General features: G+C 73.0%; 19 protein-coding genes. 14 read left to right on the forward strand and 5 right to left on the reverse strand.

Annotated features, from left to right (window positions below; all coding sequences use genetic code 11):
- Window positions 1-65: 65 nt before the first annotated feature.
- The 3 genes from IE200_RS04015 to IE200_RS04025 all read left to right on the forward strand — a co-directional run bounded on the left by IE200_RS04015 (window position 66) and on the right by IE200_RS04025 (window position 2,676).
- Window positions 66-836: a CoA transferase subunit A gene (locus IE200_RS04015; protein ID WP_191278022.1), complete on the forward strand. Its 771-nt coding sequence runs from the start codon at window positions 66-68 to the stop codon at window positions 834-836.
- Complete coding sequence (locus tag IE200_RS04020; RefSeq protein ID WP_191278023.1) at window positions 833-1,501, forward strand: 3-oxoacid CoA-transferase subunit B; 669 nt, start codon at window positions 833-835, stop codon at window positions 1,499-1,501. Before IE200_RS04015 ends, IE200_RS04020 begins: the two co-directional genes overlap by 4 nt.
- A gap of 86 nt (window positions 1,502-1,587) precedes the next feature.
- Complete coding sequence (locus IE200_RS04025; RefSeq protein WP_191278024.1) at window positions 1,588-2,676, forward strand: alkene reductase; 1,089 nt, start codon at window positions 1,588-1,590, stop codon at window positions 2,674-2,676.
- Here IE200_RS04025 and IE200_RS04030 read toward each other — a convergent pair.
- Entirely contained in the window at window positions 2,649-4,040 is a 1,392-nt protein-coding gene (locus tag IE200_RS04030) for an MFS transporter (protein ID WP_191278025.1), read from the reverse strand. The two genes, IE200_RS04025 and IE200_RS04030, sit on opposite strands and share 28 nt — an antisense overlap.
- Window positions 4,041-4,115: 75 nt before the next feature.
- On the opposite strand from IE200_RS04030, the gene IE200_RS04035 reads away from it, so the two are divergent.
- Entirely contained in the window at window positions 4,116-5,162 is a 1,047-nt protein-coding gene (locus tag IE200_RS04035) for an LLM class flavin-dependent oxidoreductase (protein WP_191278026.1), read from the forward strand.
- 21 nt (window positions 5,163-5,183) lie between these two features.
- On the opposite strand, the gene IE200_RS04040 is transcribed toward IE200_RS04035, so the two are convergent.
- On the reverse strand, window positions 5,184-5,579 hold the full coding sequence (locus IE200_RS04040; RefSeq protein WP_191278027.1) for a low affinity iron permease family protein: 396 nt from the start codon (window positions 5,577-5,579) through the stop codon (window positions 5,184-5,186).
- Between the two features lie 66 nt (window positions 5,580-5,645).
- On the opposite strand from IE200_RS04040, the gene IE200_RS04045 reads away from it, so the two are divergent.
- From IE200_RS04045 to IE200_RS04075, 7 genes are read left to right on the forward strand one after another with little or no spacing between them, the layout of a single operon-like run.
- On the forward strand, window positions 5,646-5,816 hold the full coding sequence (locus tag IE200_RS04045) for a hypothetical protein (protein ID WP_191278028.1): 171 nt from the start codon (window positions 5,646-5,648) through the stop codon (window positions 5,814-5,816).
- A complete protein-coding gene (locus tag IE200_RS04050; protein ID WP_191278029.1) occupies window positions 5,816-6,286 on the forward strand; it encodes a RidA family protein in 471 nt (156 codons plus the stop codon). The genes IE200_RS04045 and IE200_RS04050 overlap by 1 nt, the downstream gene beginning before the upstream one ends.
- Window position 6,287: 1 nt before the next feature.
- On the forward strand, window positions 6,288-7,148 hold the full coding sequence (locus IE200_RS04055) for an NUDIX hydrolase (protein WP_191278030.1): 861 nt from the start codon (window positions 6,288-6,290) through the stop codon (window positions 7,146-7,148).
- Window positions 7,145-7,957, forward strand: a complete 813-nt coding sequence (locus IE200_RS04060) for an MBL fold metallo-hydrolase (protein ID WP_191278031.1) — start codon at window positions 7,145-7,147, stop codon at window positions 7,955-7,957. The genes IE200_RS04055 and IE200_RS04060 overlap by 4 nt, the downstream gene beginning before the upstream one ends.
- 38 nt (window positions 7,958-7,995) lie before the next feature.
- Window positions 7,996-8,532: a TIGR03086 family metal-binding protein gene (locus IE200_RS04065; protein ID WP_191278032.1), complete on the forward strand. Its 537-nt coding sequence runs from the start codon at window positions 7,996-7,998 to the stop codon at window positions 8,530-8,532.
- Window positions 8,533-8,589: 57 nt separating this feature from the next.
- Complete coding sequence (locus tag IE200_RS04070; protein ID WP_229856061.1) at window positions 8,590-9,678, forward strand: SDR family oxidoreductase; 1,089 nt, start codon at window positions 8,590-8,592, stop codon at window positions 9,676-9,678.
- On the forward strand, window positions 9,678-11,759 hold the full coding sequence (locus IE200_RS04075; RefSeq protein ID WP_191278033.1) for a dehydrogenase: 2,082 nt from the start codon (window positions 9,678-9,680) through the stop codon (window positions 11,757-11,759). The genes IE200_RS04070 and IE200_RS04075 overlap by 1 nt, the downstream gene beginning before the upstream one ends.
- A gap of 179 nt (window positions 11,760-11,938) precedes the next feature.
- Here the strand turns inward: IE200_RS04075 and IE200_RS04080 are convergent, their stop codons facing one another.
- The 3 genes from IE200_RS04080 to IE200_RS04090 all read right to left on the reverse strand — a co-directional run bounded on the left by IE200_RS04080 (window position 11,939) and on the right by IE200_RS04090 (window position 14,315).
- Window positions 11,939-13,081 (reverse strand): hypothetical protein, encoded by a 1,143-nt coding sequence (locus IE200_RS04080; protein ID WP_191278034.1) that lies wholly within the window; start codon window positions 13,079-13,081, stop codon window positions 11,939-11,941.
- Entirely contained in the window at window positions 13,078-13,569 is a 492-nt protein-coding gene (locus tag IE200_RS04085; RefSeq protein ID WP_191278035.1) for a SigE family RNA polymerase sigma factor, read from the reverse strand. The genes IE200_RS04080 and IE200_RS04085 overlap by 4 nt, the downstream gene beginning before the upstream one ends.
- Window positions 13,570-13,637: 68 nt before the next feature.
- Window positions 13,638-14,315 carry a Crp/Fnr family transcriptional regulator gene (locus IE200_RS04090; RefSeq protein WP_229856063.1) on the reverse strand — a complete coding sequence of 226 codons (678 nt, stop codon included), beginning with the start codon at window positions 14,313-14,315 and terminating at the stop codon, window positions 13,638-13,640.
- Window positions 14,316-14,467: 152 nt separating this feature from the next.
- Here IE200_RS04090 and nth point away from each other — a divergent pair, with 152 nt between their 5' ends.
- Genes nth through IE200_RS04105 form a run of 3 tightly spaced genes read left to right on the forward strand, consistent with a single transcriptional unit; the run spans window position 14,468 to window position 16,538 of the window.
- A complete protein-coding gene (gene nth / locus IE200_RS04095) occupies window positions 14,468-15,187 on the forward strand; it encodes an endonuclease III (protein ID WP_229856064.1) in 720 nt (239 codons plus the stop codon).
- A complete protein-coding gene (locus IE200_RS04100) occupies window positions 15,184-15,795 on the forward strand; it encodes a TlpA family protein disulfide reductase (RefSeq protein ID WP_191278036.1) in 612 nt (203 codons plus the stop codon). The genes nth and IE200_RS04100 overlap by 4 nt, the downstream gene beginning before the upstream one ends.
- Window positions 15,792-16,538, forward strand: coding sequence for an NUDIX hydrolase (locus IE200_RS04105; protein ID WP_229856066.1), 747 nt, complete (start codon window positions 15,792-15,794; stop codon window positions 16,536-16,538). Before IE200_RS04100 ends, IE200_RS04105 begins: the two co-directional genes overlap by 4 nt.

Genomic DNA, 16,538 nt, shown 5'->3' on the forward strand with positions numbered 1-16,538 from the left:
CGACACCGAAGAGTGGTCCGTGCCCACACGGTGGCGTCGGTCACACGGCCGCTAGGGTCTCGGGCATGGACAAAGTGGTCTCTTCCGCGGCCGAGGCGGTCGCTGACATCCCGGACGGCGCGAGGCTCGCGGTGGGCGGCTTCGGCCTGTGCGGCATCCCGTCGGTCCTCATCGACGCGATCCTCGACGCGGGCACGGGCGACCTCGAGGCGGTGTCGAACAACTGCGGCGTGGACGAGTGGGGACTGGGCCGGCTGCTGTTCGCCAAGCGGATCCGGCGGATGATCTCCTCCTACGTCGGGGAGAACAAGGAGTTCGCCCGTCAGTACCTGTCCGGTGAGCTCGAGGTCGAGCTGACCCCGCAGGGCACGCTGGCCGAGCGGATGCGCGCGGGCGGGTCGGGGATCCCGGGGTTCTACACCGCGACCGGCGTCGGCACCCAGGTCGCCGAGGGCGGCCTGCCGTGGAAGTACGACACCGAGGGCAACGTGCTCGTCGCGTCGCCGCCGAAGGAGACGAAGGTTTTCTCCACGGCGGAGGGGGACAGGGAGTACGTCCTGGAGGAGGCGATCGTGGCTGACTTCGGGCTCGTGCGGGCCTGGAAGGGCGACCGCCACGGCAACCTCGTCTACCGCCAGTCCGCGCGGAACTTCAACCCGCTCGCTGCCATGTGCGGCCGGGTGACGATCGCGGAGGTCGAGGAGCTCGTCGAGCCCGGCGAGCTCGACCCCGACGACATCCACACGCCGGGTGTGTACGTGCAGCGCGTGGTCGCGCTGACCCCGGAGCAGGCCGCGGACAAGCGGATCGAGCGAGTGACGGTGAGGCAGCGATGAGCTGGACGCGTGAGGAGATGGCCGCGCGGGCGGCCTCGGAGCTCGAGGACGGGTCGTACGTCAACCTCGGCATCGGGCTGCCGACGCTGGTGCCCAACTACGTCGCCGACGACGTCGAGCTTGTGCTGCAGAGCGAGAACGGCATCCTCGGCGTGGGGGCCTACCCCTTCGAGGGCGAGGAGGACCCCGACCTGATCAACGCGGGCAAGGAGACGGTCACGCTGCGCAAGGGCGCGTCGTTCTTCGACTCCGCACAGTCGTTCGGGATGATCCGCGGCGGCAAGATCGACGCCGCGATCCTGGGCGCGATGCAGGTCTCCGCGGCCGGTGACATCGCCAACTGGATGATCCCGGGCAAGATGGTCAAGGGCATGGGCGGCGCGATGGACCTGGTCCACGGCGCGAAGCGCGTGATCGTGCTGATGGAGCACACCGCCAAGGACGGGTCGCTGAAGATCCTCGACGAGTGCGACCTGCCCTACACCGGCAAGCGCGTGGTGCAGCGGATCATCACCGACCTCGCCGTCATCGACGTGATCGACCCCGCCACCGGGGAGGTCGCCCCGTCAGGGACGCTCGGGGAGCGGGCGCTCCGGCTCGTCGAGCTCGCGCCGGGCGTCACCGAGGACGAGGTGCGGGAGAAGACCCAGCCCGACCTGGTGTGAGGCGCGTCTCGTCCGGGAACATCTGGGCGCCGTGGGTGGCTGAGGGGAGTCGTACAGTCCTCAACCACACTGGAGGCAGCACTTCCATGTCCCGAGCATTCGAGCCCCTCGCCGTCGGCCCCTGGAAGCTCCCGCAGCGCTTCGTGATGGCGCCGCTGACCCGCAACCGCGCCGGGGAGGGCAACGCCCCGACCGCGCTCAACGCGGAGTACTACGCGCAGCGCGCCGGCGCCGGACTGATCATCACCGAGGGCACCGCCCCCAGCCACGTCGGACAGGGCTACCTGGACGTCCCGGGCCTCTACACCGACGAGCAGGTCGCCGGCTGGCGCCTGGTCGCCGACGCCGTGCACGCCCGAGACGGCGTGATCGTCGCCCAGCTGATGCATGCCGGCCGCATCGCCCACGCGGACAACAAGGGCGGCGCCGAGACCGTCGCGCCGAGTGCCGTGCAGGCCCCCGGCGAGATGATCACGGCGCAGGGGCCCAAGCCCCACGACGTCCCCCGCGCGCCGGAGACCGACGAGGTCGCCGGCCTGGTCGACGACTTCGTGATCGCGGCCCGCAACGCCGTGGCGGCCGGCCTCGACGGCGTCGAGGTGCACGCTGCGAACGGCTACCTGCTGCACCAGTTCCTCGACCCGACGGTCAACCTGCGTGACGACGTCTACGGCGGGTCGCCGGAGGGCCGGGCGCGCTTCGTCGTCGAGGTCGTCACCGCCGTCGCCGAGGCGATCGGTGCGGAGCGGGTCGGGCTGCGGCTGAGCCCCGCCCACCAGTTCAACGGCATCGGCGAGGAGATCGGCCCCGACCTCACCGCCACCTACCGTGCCGTGGTCGACGCGGTCGCGCCGCTGGGCCTGGCGTACCTGAGCCTGCTCGCGAGCCCGCTCGAGCCCCTCGAGTCGCTGGTGCGCGACCTGCGCGAGCGGTTCGACGGCGTCGTGCTCCTCAACGACGGCTTCGGCGACCTCACCACGCTCTCCTCCGTCGAGGAGCTGCTCGGGACCGGTCTCGCGGACGCCGTCGTGGTCGGCCGCCAGTTCCTCGCGAACCCCGACCTCGTCGAGCGCTGGCGCACCGGGGCGGAGCTGAACGCCCCGAACCCCGACACCTTCTACGGCGGCGGCGCCGAGGGCTACACCGACTACCCGACCCTGGACGAGGCGTCCTGACCCTCCGCTGACCGCGTTCGCACTGCGGCCAGCACCCCGAGCACCGCGGTCGCGGCGGCAAGGACGAAGACCGTCACGAATGGGTCCAGTCCCTGCCGCTGCGCCGCGGCGAACGCGGCGCCCGCGACCGACAGCGCCAGCGCGGCGCCGAGGGAGTCGGCGACCGTCAGGGCCGAGGAGTTGAACCCCCGGTCCTTGTCGGTCGAGGCCTCCAGCATCGCCACGCCGGTGCGCGGATAGGCGAAGCCCATGCCCGCGCCGGCCAGGACGTACGCCGCTGCGGGCAGCAGGGCGGACGGCTGCACCCCCGCGTCGTGGGCCAGCACCGACGCGGCGAGCGCGGTCAGGCCCGTGAGCACGACGCCGGTGCCGATGACCATCGCGCGGGTGTGCGAGACCCGCGCGCCGAGCCTGGACTGCACCTGGCTGGCACCCGCCCACACCAGTCCCACGCAGGTCAGGGCGATGCCGGCACGTCCGGGGGACAGCCCCCAGTGCTCCTGCAGGACGTAGACGATGTAGGCCTCGGCGCAGAAGAAGGTCGAGGAGAGCAGGCCGCGGGTGGCGATCACGGAGGGCAGGCCGCGCCGGAGCGTACGGCTCCCGGGCGGGAGCAGTCGGCCGAGCGAGACCCAGACCCCGGTCAGCGCCGCGAGCGCGCCGAGCGCGGCCACCCCGCGCGCCGAGCCGGCGAGCTCGAGCACGAGCACGGCCACCGCGCCGAGCCCGGCCCACCCCAGGCGTACGGACGGTGTCGCCGTGCCCTCCGCGTGCGGCTCGAGCCCCCGCAGTGCCGGGGCGAGCAGCAGCAGCGCGACCGCGACGAAGCCCACCGTGCCGAGGAAGACCCAGCGCCACGACCAGACGTCCGCCACGAGGGCCGCGAGTCCCGGCCCGAACAGCGCGGGAAGCACCCAGGCGGCGGCGAACGAGGCGAACACCGCCGGCCTGAGCGCGGCGGGGAAGACGAGGCCGACGACGACGTACAGGCCGACGGTGAGCGCTCCGCCGCCGAGGCCCTGCAGGACCCGGCCGGCCAGCAGCACCTCCATCGACGGGGCCAGGCCGCACACCAGCAGGCCGGCCGAGAAGAGCGCCAACGAGGCGAGCAGCGGCACGACCGGGCCGGTGCGGTCGCTCCACATGCCTGCGGCGACCATCCCGACCACCCCGCTCGCGAGCGGTGCGGCGAACGCGAGGGCGTAGAGGTCGAGGCCGCCGAGGTCGCGCGCGACGGTCGGCATCACGGTCGTGACTGCCATCGCCTCGAACGCGACGAAGGCGATCAGGGCGAACATCGCGACCGTGGTGGCGGCGTAGGCGGGGGAGAGGATCCGCTCGCGCGGCTCGACGGTGGTGCTCACCGTGAGGACGCTAGGACCTCAGGTGCACGTGAGGTCAATCGGAATAACCCGCACGCGCCGGGCGCTGCACGGACAGTGACCGCTCTCTCCGTCGACCTGTCCGTGCTCGACCTCGTGCCCGTCCGCAGCGACCAGACCACGGGTGACGCCATCGCCGCCTCGCGCAGCCTGGCGCAGGTGGCCGACGGGCTCGGCTACCGCCGCTACTGGGTCGCCGAGCACCACAACATGCCCGCGGTCGCGGCCACCAACCCACCGGTCCTGATCGCCATGCTCGCCGCTGCGACCGAGCGCATCAAGGTCGGCTCGGGCGGCGTGATGCTGCCCAACCACGCCCCGCTCGTCGTGGCCGAGCAGTTCGCCCTGCTCGAGGCCGCCCACCCGGGCCGCATCGACCTCGGCATCGGCCGCGCGCCCGGCACCGACCCGCTCACCAGGTACGTCCTGCGCGGCGGCAGCGCGGAGTCGGCCGACGAGGCGGTGAGCAGGTTCGCCGAGTACGTCGAGGACGTCCGCACGCTCATGACGACCGAGGGGGTCGAGCTCCAGGTCGGCCCGCGCCGCCAGCCGCTGCGCGCGACGCCGTCCGCGCGCTCGGTGGCCGAGATGTGGCTGCTCGGCTCGAGCGACTACTCCGCCCGCCTGGCCGCCGAGAAGGGCCTGCCCTACGTCTTCGCGCACCACTTCTCCGGCGAGGGGACCCGCGTCGCGCTGGACCTCTACCGCTCGTCCTACCGGCCGTCGCCGGAGCACCCCGAGCCGCGCACCTTCCTCACCGTCAACGCCGTCGTCGCCGAGACCGAGGAGGAGGCACGTCGCCGGGCCCTGCCCAACGTGCAGCAGATGATCGCGCTGCGGACCGGTGCGCCGCTGCACCCGCAGCGGCTGGTCGAGGACGCCGAGGCGGTCGAGACGTCGCCGGAGCACCGCTCGTTCGGCGAGGCGATGATGACGCGCTGGATCGTCGGCTCGCGCGACCAGGCCCGCGCGCAGCTCGAGAAGCTGGCCAGGGAGCACGACGTGGACGAGGTCATGGTGCACCCCGTCGCCGGCGCCGCGCTCGGGACCGACGCACGGACGTCCCCGGCGCGCGAGGAGACGCTGCGCCTGCTCGCGGGGTGAATTGACGTCAATTCACTCCTCTCAGTGGCGCTCCTCGAGCCCGACCGCCTCGCGGAGCTCCTCGGCTGCCTCGCGCAGCGCAGGGTCGTCGGCGGCGCGCGAGTCCATCAGCGCGGCGAGGCCCTCGGCGAGGACGTTGAGCTTCTCCTGCATGGCCTCGGTGTTGCGACGGCCCGCGTTCTCCAGCAGCACGAGCAGCAGCAGCGAGAGCACCGCACCGAAGGTGTGGATCGCCAGCTCCCACTTGGTCGTCGACTTCCACAGCGGGTAGCTCGCTGCCCAGATGACGAGGACCGCGACCACCACGGCGAAGAACGGCGCCCGGCTGATCACCTTCGTCGACAGCTCGACGAACCGCTCGAACGGGTCGAGCCCGCTGTTCTTCTTCCGGCTCTCGGCCGCGTCACTGCGTTCCATGGGCGGAATCTAGTGCCGGCGACGGCTCCTCGTCCTCACCCGAGGCGCCCGAGTAGGGTGCGAGCCATGACCCAGAGCTCATCAACCACGTGGGAATACCAGGTGGCGCCGATCCCGCTCCACAACGAGGCCCTGATGCTCAACAACTTCGGCCAGGACGGCTGGGAGCTGGTGGCCATCCACACCAACGCGCAGGGTGGGCTCGTGGCCTTCCTCAAGCGTCCCAGGGCGGCCTGATGTCGGCGTCCGGTTCCGGGGCGGAGGCGCGGCTCGCCGAGCTGGGCATCACGATCCCCGAGGTCGTGCCGCCCGTCGCGGCCTACCAGCCCACCGCCCGCACCGGGAACCTCGTCTTCACCGCCGGCCAGCTGCCCGCCCGCGACGGCGAGATGATCGCGGTCGGCAAGCTCGGCGGGGAGGTCAGCGAGGAGCAGGGCTACGCGTGCGCGCGCCAGTGTGCCCTCAACGCGCTCGCCGCCGTGAAGGCCGAGATCGGCTCGCTCGACGACGTGAAGCGCGTGGTCAAGGTCGTCGTCTTCGTCGCCTCCACGCCCGACTTCACCGGCCAGCCCAAGGTCGCCAACGGTGCGTCCGAGCTGCTCGGCGAGGTCTTCGGTGACGCCGGCAGGCACGCCCGCTCGGCCGTCGGCGTGTCGGTGCTGCCGCTCGACGTCCCGGTCGAGGTCGAGATCATCGTCGAAGTCTGACGTGGAGCGCCTCCCGCTGCCCGACGCGCTGGTGGCGCAGGCCCGGGCGTACGCCTCGGGCGAGTCCGACCCGGCCGAGCCTCGCGACGCCGCGACCGTGGTCCTGCTGCGCCCCGGCGCGTCCGGCCCGGACGTCTACCTGCTGCGCCGGCAGACGTCGATGGCCTTCGCCGGCGGGATGTGCGTCTTCCCCGGCGGGGGCGTCGACCCGCGCGACTTCGACGACGAGCTCCTGGACCGCGGGCTGTGGGCCGGCCCGTCGCCCGCCGAGTGGGCGACCCGCCTCGGCTGTGACGAGCCGAGGGCGCGTGCCCTCGTGTGCGCGGCGGTGCGGGAGACGTACGAGGAGTCCGGCGTGCTGCTCGCCGGACCCGGGCCGCACGAGGTCGTCACCGACACCACCGGGGACGACTGGGAGGCCGACCGGGTCGCCCTGGAGTCGCGGGAGGTGTCGCTGACGGAGTTCCTCGAGAAGCGCTCGCTCGTGCTGCGGACCGACCTGCTCGGCGCGTGGTCGGGCTGGCTGACGCCGGTCTTCGAGCCGCGCCGCTACCGCACGTGGTTCTTCGTGGCGCACCTGCCCGAGGGGCAGGTCACGCGTGACGTGTCGAGCGAGTCGGCGTCGGTCACGTGGGTCGGCGCGCTGGACGCCGTGGAGCAGGTCGAGCGCCAGCAGATCCTGATGCTCCCGCCGACGTGGCTCACCTGCCTGGAGGTCGGTCAGCACGCCGACCCCGACGCCGTGCTGGCCGATGCGCAGGAGCGCACGATCGAGATGTTCATGCCCGAGGTGGTCGCGGACGGTGACGAGTTCATCCTGTCGACGCCGCCCTACTACGCCGCCCTCATGGCCGACCGATGACCTGGAGCGGGGGCTCCTTCGGCGAGACCGGCACCTGCGTGCTGGCGCCCAACGCCGACATCATGACCCTCGACGGCACCAACACCTGGGTGCTGCGCGACCCCGGCTCCTCGCGGTCGGTCGTGGTCGACCCCGGTCCGTCGATCGCCGCGCACCTCGACGCGATCGATGACGCGGCCGGCGACGTGTCCGTCGTGCTGCTGACCCACCACCACGCCGACCACAGCGAGGCCGCGCGCGAGTACGCCGAGCGCCACGGCTGCGGCGTACGCGCGCTCGACCCGGCCTACCGACTCGGCTCCGAGGGCCTCGGGGAGGGCGACGTCGTCGCGGTCGGCGACCTCGAGGTGCACGTGGTGGCCACCCCCGGTCACACGGCCGACTCGCTGTCCTTCGTGGTGCCGCAGGACCGGGCCGTGCTCACCGGCGACACCGTCCTGGGCCGCGGCACGACCGTCGTGGCCCACCCGGACGGCCAGCTCGGGGCGTACCTCTCCTCCCTCCAGCGCCTCCACGCGCTGTGCGGCGAGCAGGGGATCAGCTCGGTGTGGCCCGGCCACGGCCCGGTCATCGACGACGCGCTCGGCGCTCTCGACTTCTACCTCGCCCACCGCGAGCAGCGGCTCGCGCAGGTGCGTGACGCGCTGCGCGACCTGCACGCGATCGCCCGCGAGGGCGGGTCCTTCCCGCACGAGACGCTGCCCCGGGCGATCGTCGAGATCGTCTACCGCGACGTCGACCCGGTCCTGTGGGGGGCCGCCGAGCTGTCGGTGCGCGCCCAGCTGGCGTACCTCACCTCGCCGAAGTAGGGCTTGCGCGGTCGGTCGGGCAGGAGTGACATGGAGTCATGACCAGCCCGCACCAGCCCGTCGTCGTCCTGTCCCGCGCGCTCGACCAGGCCGGCGACGCACTCGACACCGTGCACGCCGACGACCTCGACAAGCCCACGACCTGCCGCGGCTGGACCGTGCGCGAGCTCGCCGACCACCTGGCCGCAGCCCCGCAGCACTTCCTGCAGATGGCACGCGGGGAGGAGGTCGACTGGGCGGCCGGCACCGGGGTCGAGCCCGACGTCCTCGCCGCGCACTTCCGCACGCGCGCCGACGACCTCATCCATCACTGGCACGGCCAGCCCGACAACCGCGTCGCCCAGGCCGACTGGCAGACCGCCGAGCTCGGTGTCCACACCTGGGAGCTGCTGCGCGCGACCGGTGACCCGATGCCGCTCGACGACGAGGTGGCCGAGCGCGGCCTGGCCTTCCTGCAGCAGGGCCTCACCGAGGACAACCGCGGCGATGCCTTCGCCCCCGCCGTGCCGGTGCCCGACGACGCGTCGGCGTACGAGCGGCTGGTGGCGTTTGCGGGTCGCGACCCCCGCGCCTGACCCGAGCCGGGACGTTCGGCCCTGTCGGCCCGCGATCACAGCGGGTTGGCTGGAGCCATGGGCTCACTGCTGATGACAGGGTTCCCGGGGTTCCTGGGTTCGGCGCTGCTGCCCCGGCTGCTCGCGCGGCGACCGCGCGCGCACGCCGTCTGCCTGGTCCAGGACCGGCACCTGACGACCGCGCGGGACCGGCTGGCCGCGATCGAGGCCGCCGAGCCGCACGTCGCGGACCGGGTCCGGCTGGTGGTCGGCGACATCACCGAGCCCGGGCTCGGGCTCGCGGTGGAGGACCAGGGCGTGCTCGCCGACGTCACGGAGATCTGGCACCTCGCGGCGGTCTACGACCTCGCGGTCGGCGAGGAGGTCGCCCACCTCGTCAACGTGGTCGGCACGGACCGGGTCCTCGACCTGTGCCGGAGCCTCCCGGACCTGCAGCGCCTGCACCACGTGAGCACCTGCTACGTCAGCGGGCGCCATGCGGGACTCTTCCGCGAGGACGAGCTGGAGGTCGGCCAGGAGTTCCGCAACCACTACGAGTCGACCAAGTACGACGCCGAGCTGCTGGTGCGCAAGGCGATGGCCGCCGGGATCCCCGCGACGATCTACCGGCCCGGCATCGTCGTCGGGGACTCGCGCACCGGGGAGACCCAGAAGTACGACGGTCCCTACTTCCTTGCCACGTTCCTGCGCCGCCAGCCGCCCGTCGCCGTGGTCCCCCGGGTCGCGGATCCTGACCGGGTGCGGTTCTGCCTGGTGCCGCGCGACTTCGTCGTCGACGCGATGGACCGGCTCTCGGTGCTGGAGGAGTCGGGGGGGCGGACGTACGCCCTCACCGACCCGGACCCTCCCACCGCGCGTGAGCTCGTCGACGCCTTCGCCCGCCGCCTCGGCAAGCACGTCGTCTGGGTGCCGCTGCCGCTGCCGGTGACCCGTGCCGCGGTCTCCCTGCCGCTCGCCGAGCGGCTGCTGGGGCTGCCGGTCGAGGCGCTCGACTACTTCGCCTCGCCCACGACGTACGACACCACCCACACCACCGCCGACCTGGCCGCCACGGGCCTGACCTGCCCGCGCTTCGAGGACTACGCCGACCGGCTCCTCGACTACATGCTGGCGCACCCCGAGCACGACGCGGCGGCGATGGTCTGATGGCACTCGCAGCACCCGTCGTCGTCGAGGTGAGCCTCGCCGGGCCGGAGCACGACCACGACACCCGGGTGACGTTCGCCGGGCGGCGGTACCGCATCGTGCGCCTCGGCACCGCCGGCGACGTCGCCGCCGCCCGGGAGCTCGTCCGCGAGTGGGCCCCGCGTGCCGCGGCGATCGCCGTGTCGGGCATCCGCGAGGCACGGGCCCTCGGCCTGTACGGCGGACGGCTCGCGTCCGCCCGTCGCGCGATCCTGGCCGAGGCGGGGGCCACCGCGGTCACCGACGGGCAGCACCTGGCCGAGGTCCTCCAGGAGTGGGCGGTCAGGCGTCTCGACGCCGAGCTGCCCGGCCACCTCACCAACGCCAGGGTCGTCGTCCTGGGTGGACGCAACCACGCCCGGACCGCCCGCGTCCTGCGCGAGCACACGGCCAACATCGAGTTCGCCGACCCGCTGCTCCGGCTCGACCTGCCCGGTCGCCTCGGCGGGATCCCGCTGGTGGGCGCGGCGAGCGACGCCGTGGGCACCCTGGCCGCCGCGACCCGGCGCATGGTGCCCGACGCGGTGCGCGGGCCGGTCGAGCTGCCCGCCTGGGTCGCGGCGCGGGCCCTCGCACGGCGCTCGGCGCGGGACTGCGACGTCGTCGTGGCGGCGTACGAGGAGCTCACCGGCTTCGGGCTCGAGGACCTCGCCGGCAAGACGCTCGTCACCTCCGCGGTGTCGGACGAACGGCTGGCCGAGCTCGGCGGCCGGGGCGTCGACCTGGTCGTCGACATCGCGCCGCAGCCCTTCGACGTGGTCGTCGACGCCGCCCTTCTCGAGGCGCTGATGATCGCCTCCGTGGGCCACGGGGGCACGCTGACCGACGACGACCTGCTGGACCTCATCGTCGACGCCGGCCTGGAGCCGCGGCTGCTGCAGCCCAACGGGCCGCGTCGCAAGAGCCGCTTCGCGTTCGTGATCCACCCGCTGTCGCAGCAGTACTTCCGCAACGTCGAGCCGCTGCGCACCGTCACCCGCCTCGCGCCGCAGCAGGTCATGACGGTGGTCGAGAAGGCGGTGGCCTACAGCCCGCCGTTCACCTACAGCCACGTGACCGGCATCGTCTCCCCGACCGGGGCCGAGGCCGAGGGGTGGCTGATCACCGTGGGCGGCACCCCCAAGGAGATGCTGGCCCACGACCCGGAGTTCACCTATCGGCGCCTGCTCACGGCTGCTGAGACCGCGCGCAGGCTGGGTGCGCAGATCATGGGGCTCGGCGCCTTCACCAAGGTCGTCGGCGACGCCGGCGTCACCGTGGCCCGCCGCGCGCCGCTGCCGGTCACGACGGGCAACAGCTACAGCGCGTCCGCCGCCCTCTGGGCCGCCCACGAGGCGTTGCGGCAGCTGGGCCTGGCGGAGGTCGACGCCGGGGGGACGATCCGCGGCACCGCGATGGTCGTCGGTGCGACCGGCGCCATCGGGTCGGTCTGCGCCCGGCTGCTCGCGGTCGCCGAGGCCCGCCTCTGGCTGGTCTCGCCCGAGACGGCGAAGCTGCTGACCCTCAAGGCGCAGATCGAGGAGGAGCACCCGGGCACGGAGGTGCACATCGCGACCACGCCCGACGCCGCCCTGCCCGACATGGACCTCGTCGTCACCGCGACGTCCGGCGCGGGCAAGAAGGTCCTCGACATCATGGCCGTGAAGCCCGGCGCCGTGATCACCGACGTCGCCCGGCCGCTGGACCTCTCCGCCGAGGACGTCGCGAAGCGCCCGGACGTCCTGGTGATCGAGTCCGGCGAGATCCAGCTCCCCGGTGACGTCCACATGCGCGACATCGGCCTGCCGCCGGGCGTGGCGTACGCCTGCCTCGCCGAGACCGTCGTGCTCGCCCTCGAGGGCCGCTACGAGACCTTCACCGTCGGGCGTCACATCGAGTGGAAGAAGGTCAAGGAGATCTACCGCCTCGGCCTCAAGCACGGGATGCGGCTCGCGACGATGTCCGGCGTCAACGGGGTCGTCAGTGCCGACGACATCGCCCGGATCCGGAGACTGGCGCTGGCCTCGGGCTCCTACCCGGAGCGGGCGGCGTCGGCCCGCTGACCGGCCGGTCAGGCTCGGCGCCGCCGACTCCTGAGGGTGGCGGCAGATTGCAGCACCAGGGATTGCCATCGTGCGATGTGCCGCCACCATGGCGCCCGGCCTCCTGGGGGTGGCGGCAGATCGCTGGTCAGAGGCCTGCGATCGTGCGATGTGCCGCCACCATCGCGAGGACGGCGCGCTCAGGCCCGGTGCCGCCGCAGCCGGACGAACGCCAGCGCGGCGAGCAGCGCCAGCAGCGCGCCGAGGCCGTACGGGAGCCAGCCGGGACCGTCGGAGCCGGACGGCCCGCTGAAGTCGTGGGTCAGCCGCTGGCTGCTCGTGCCGTCCAGCCCGGGGACGAGGTCCACGGCGATGCTCAGCGGCACCGCGTCCTGTGGGACGTCACGCGTGACGATGCGGAAGGTCCACTCCGACCGGGGGCGGTCGGGCGAGGTGAAGAGCACCAGGTGCTGGCCCTCGACGTACGACCCGGGTGGCCCGTAGGCCTGCGCCACGACGAGGTGATCGCCCGCCCAACCGAGGGGCGTGACGCCGGCTCCGTCGGGGTAGAGGTCGGCCGGGAGCGCGCGCCCCACCGTCCTGCCCCTGCGGTCGACGAACGTGGCGGCGTCCTCGTCGGTCCTGAGCGACGCCACCGCGACGAGCTGCCCCGTCGGGGACGGGATCCCGCGCAGGGCTGATGGCGAGAGGACGCTGCTGCTGTCCTGCCCGCTCATCGTCAGCACCCCACCGGACTTCCCGCCACGGTCGTCGGTGCCGTTCCACAGGAGCCGGTCGGAGTCGGGGGCCCACGTGAGCGTCGACACGTCGGCGTGCTCCCGGGTGCTCGGGTAGTGGGCCCGGGTCCCGTCGTCGAGGTCGAGCACGTGGATCCGACCGCCGTTGCGCCACGCCAGGAGCGTCCCGTCGGGCGACAGCGACAACGGCCCGCGGTCCAAGGAGAGGTCGGGCAGGTCGAGGGCGCGGTGGCGACCGTCCGTCGCGCCGATCACCACGGCCTGTGCAGCGCTCGAGAAGAAGGCCACCGACGCGCGTCCGACCGCGAGGTCCGTCTCGAGGTCCAGCTCGCCCGGGTCCTCGATCCGGCTCGGGATCGCCCCGCCCTCGACGACCTCGTCGGTGGACGCCGTACGCGCCTGCCGGTCGGACGTCGACAAGAGCGCGGCGCCCCCGAGACCGGCGACCACCACGACCGCTGCGAGGGCGGCGAGGGCCCGGTCGCGCCGTCGGGCGCGCCGCCCGCGGTCCCAGGTGGTTGGGTCGGGGGAGAAGGACTGGGTGCGGGCGAGGGCGTCGAGCTCCTCGCGCAGGTCGGTGCTCATGCGTCTGCTCCCACCAGGTCGGCGAGCTCGGGGGCCAGGACGCGCAGCCGCTGGAGGGCCTGGCGCGACATGGACTTGACCGCGCCGCTGGAGATGCCCAGCTCTGCAGCCGTCTGGACCTCGGTGAGGTCCTCGAAGTAGCGCAGCACCAGCACGGTGCGCTGGCGCGGGGTGAGCCGGCGAAGGGCCTGCTCGAGGGTCAGCCGCACGGTCGGGTCGACCGCCGCGGCGGGGGCGTCGTACGCCTCCAGCGAGGTCTCGGTGAAGCGCCGGCGTCGCCACCAGGAGATGTTCTGGTGGTACATCGTGCGCCGGACGTAGGCCTCGGGCGAGGTGTGGATGCGCTCCCAGTGCTTCGCCGCCTGGACCAGCGCCGCCTGCACGAGGTCCTCGGCGAGGTGGTGGTCACCGGTCAGCAGGTACGCCGTGCGCGCGAGCACCGGCCCGCGTGCGTGCACGAACGCGTCGAACCCGGATCGATCGGTCATCGTGTCCCCCTTCACGACGTACGACGCAGGCGGGCGTCGTGTCGGGGGTCAGGAGCGACGGAGAATTCTCAGCGTGCGCGGCGCGAGAGCCGCTCGAGGTCCATGATCACCACGGAGCGGGGCTCCAGACGCAGCCAACCGCGCGAGGCGAAGTCGGCGAGCGCCTTGTTGACCGTCTCGCGGGAGGCGCCGACCAGCTGGGCGAGCTCCTCCTGGGTGAGGTCGTGGTGGACGTGGACACCGTCGTCGGCGGTGCGACCGAACCGGTCGGCGAGGTCGAGCAGCGCCTTGGCGACACGGCCGGGGACGTCGGAGAAGACAAGGTCGGCGACGACGTCGTTGGACTTGCGCAGCCGCGAGGCGAGCTGCGAGAGCAGGCCGCGGGCCACCTGCGGGCGGCCGTCGAGCCAGCGCAGCAGGTCGTCGTGGGACAGCGAGGCGAAGGACGCGTCGGTGACGGCGGTGACGGTGGCCGAGCGCGGGCCCGGGTCGAAGAGCGAGAGCTCGCCGAACATCTGGCCGGGACCCATGATCGCCAGCAGGTTCTCGCGGCCGTCGGAGGAGGAGCGGCCGAGCTTCACCTTGCCCTCGGTGACGATGTAGAGCTTGTCGCCGGAGTCGCCCTCGTGGAAGAGCACGTCTCCACGGCGCAGCTTGGTCTCGGCCATCGAGCCGCCCAGCGCAGTTGCCGCCTCGTCGTCGAGCGAGCTGAACAGCGGTGCCTGCCGAAGCACGTCGTTGTCCACGTCAAACCTCTCCTTGGGGTGCGTCCCGACGAGTGGTGCTCGGGATCCGGACCGATCCTAGCCGTGGTCAGGCTCACAACCGCGACTCCGCGCCACACGTGGGTCGTCCCGGTCGCTTCGGCCGTGTCGGAGGCGGACCGTACTCTGGGCGCGTGCCCGCCGCCCCCGCCCCCGTCGTGAAGCCCGACACGTCCCTGGTGCGCCGCGCCCGCAAGATCGACCGGATCCTCGCCGAGACCTACCCCGACGCCCGCGCCGAGCTCGACTTCACCAACGCCTTCGAGTGCCTGGTCGTCACCGTCGTCTCCGCGCAGACCACCGACCGGCGGGTCAACGCCGCGAGCCCAGCGCTCTTCGCGGCCTACCCGACCCCGGAGGCGATGGCCGCCGCCCCGCGCGAGCACCTCGAGCAGCTGCTCGGCCCGCTGGGCTTCTTCCGGCAGAAGACGGACTCCGTGCTCAAGCTCAGCCAGGCGCTCGTCGAGCGCTACGACGGTCGGGTGCCAGACCGCCTCGAGGACCTCGTCACGCTCCCCGGCGTGGGCCGCAAGACCGCCAACGTCGTGCTGGGCAACGCGTTCGGCAAGCCGGGCATCACCGTCGACACGCACTTCGGCCGCCTCGCCCGTCGCCTCGGCTGGACCGAGGAGACCGACCCGGTCAAGGTCGAGCACGCCGTCGGCGCCCTGTTCCCCAAGCGCAACTGGACGATGCTGTCGCACCACCTCATCTGGCACGGCCGCCGCCGTTGCCACGCCAAGAAGCCCGCGTGCGGCGCGTGCCCGGTTGCCCGGCTGTGCCCGTCCTTCGGCGCCGGCCCCACCGACCCGGTCGAGGCGGAGAAGCTGGTCACCACCCAGGGCCCCGCATGAGGAAGGCACTCCTCGCGCTGCTGGTCGCGGCGTCCCTGACCGCCTGCACCTCCGACGGCGGGACCCGCATCGACGTACGCCCTCCCGACGTGGAGGTCGACACGCCGGCGCTGCGGGAGGTCAAGGCCCGCATCGGCATGGAGGACTGCAGGCCCGGCGACGGTGCGCCGGTCGAGGGCGGGCTGCCCGAGCTGACCCTGCCGTGCCTGGGCGGCGGCTCCGAGGTCGACCTGTCCTCGCTGCGCGGGCCGCTGGTCATCAACCTCTGGCAGGCGTTCTGCACGCCCTGCGAGGAGGAGATGCCGGTGCTGGAGCAGTTCCACCAGCAGTACGCCGACCGCGTAGCCCTGCTCGGCGTCGACTTCAACGACGTCCATCCCGAGGGCGCGCTGGCGCTGGCGGAGAAGACCGGGGCGACGTACCCCTCGGTCGCCGACCCCGGCGGCGAGCTGATGGCGGAGGACACGTTTGCCATCGGTCGGCGCGGGCTGCCGGCCTTCGTCTTCGTCGATGCCGACGGTGTCGTCGTCGGCCAGGACTCCGGCGGCGTCGAGTCGATGGACGAGCTCACGGGCCTCGTCGCCGAGCACCTCGGGATCACGCTGTGAGCGACCCTGCGGGCCTGCCGGGCTGGCTGGGACCGGTGGTCGAGGCGGCCTCCTCGATCACGGTCCACGAGCTGACCCGCTTCATGCCCCCCGAGGACAGCGACCCGCGCCGCGGTGCGGTGCTGATGGTCTTCGCCGACCGGGAGTCCGACCCCACCGCGCCCGACGACCTCGCCCACCGCGGTGAGCTGCTCCTCACCGAGCGCAACCACCACATGCGCTCCCACCCCGGCCAGGTGTCCTTCCCGGGCGGTTCGCTCGACGAGGGCGAGACCCCCGTGGAGGCGGCGCTGCGCGAGGCGTACGAGGAGATCGGGCTCGACCCGGCCGAGGTCGAGGTCTTCGGCGAGCTGCCCGAGCTGTGGCTGCCGCCGAGCAACTTCGCGGTGACACCGATCCTGGGCTACTGGCGCGACCGCGGCGAGGTGCGCATCGAGAGCCCCGAGGAGGTCCACGAGATCCACCACGTGGCGATCGCCGACCTGCTCGACCCCGACAACCGGATCACCGTGCGCCACCCCAGCGGCTGGCTCGGCCCCGGGTTCCTGATCGGCCCCGAGCGCGACGTCGTGCTGTGGGGCTTCACCGCCGGGATCATCGCCCGGCTGTTCACCTACCTCGGGTGGGCCGAGGACTGGGACCGGGCGCGGGTGCGTGACCTTCCCGACCACATGCTGCAAGGTGTCCCTCGGGGATCGGACCTCGCTCCCAACACGCCGCAGAACACCAGGCTCGAGGAGTGA

It is taken from the genome of Nocardioides flavus (ex Wang et al. 2016), from assembly GCF_014653115.1.
GTDB lineage: Bacteria > Actinomycetota > Actinomycetes > Propionibacteriales > Nocardioidaceae > Nocardioides > Nocardioides flavus.

Bases quoted from the DNA above. Each gene is read 5' to 3' on its own strand.
- IE200_RS04015 (WP_191278022.1), top strand. From the start codon at position 66: ATGGACAAAGTGGTCTCTTCCGCGGCCGAGGCGGTCGCTGACATCCCG.
- IE200_RS04020 (WP_191278023.1), top strand. From the start codon at position 833: ATGAGCTGGACGCGTGAGGAGATGGCCGCGCGGGCGGCCTCGGAGCTC.
- IE200_RS04025 (WP_191278024.1), top strand. From the start codon at position 1,588: ATGTCCCGAGCATTCGAGCCCCTCGCCGTCGGCCCCTGGAAGCTCCCG.
- IE200_RS04040 (WP_191278027.1), bottom strand. From the start codon at position 5,579: ATGGAACGCAGTGACGCGGCCGAGAGCCGGAAGAAGAACAGCGGGCTC.
- IE200_RS04045 (WP_191278028.1), top strand. From the start codon at position 5,646: ATGACCCAGAGCTCATCAACCACGTGGGAATACCAGGTGGCGCCGATC.
- IE200_RS04050 (WP_191278029.1), top strand. From the start codon at position 5,816: ATGTCGGCGTCCGGTTCCGGGGCGGAGGCGCGGCTCGCCGAGCTGGGC.
- IE200_RS04060 (WP_191278031.1), top strand. From the start codon at position 7,145: ATGACCTGGAGCGGGGGCTCCTTCGGCGAGACCGGCACCTGCGTGCTG.
- IE200_RS04065 (WP_191278032.1), top strand. From the start codon at position 7,996: ATGACCAGCCCGCACCAGCCCGTCGTCGTCCTGTCCCGCGCGCTCGAC.
- IE200_RS04070 (WP_229856061.1), top strand. From the start codon at position 8,590: ATGGGCTCACTGCTGATGACAGGGTTCCCGGGGTTCCTGGGTTCGGCG.
- IE200_RS04075 (WP_191278033.1), top strand. From the start codon at position 9,678: ATGGCACTCGCAGCACCCGTCGTCGTCGAGGTGAGCCTCGCCGGGCCG.
- IE200_RS04080 (WP_191278034.1), bottom strand. From the start codon at position 13,081: ATGAGCACCGACCTGCGCGAGGAGCTCGACGCCCTCGCCCGCACCCAG.
- IE200_RS04085 (WP_191278035.1), bottom strand. From the start codon at position 13,569: ATGACCGATCGATCCGGGTTCGACGCGTTCGTGCACGCACGCGGGCCG.
- IE200_RS04100 (WP_191278036.1), top strand. From the start codon at position 15,184: ATGAGGAAGGCACTCCTCGCGCTGCTGGTCGCGGCGTCCCTGACCGCC.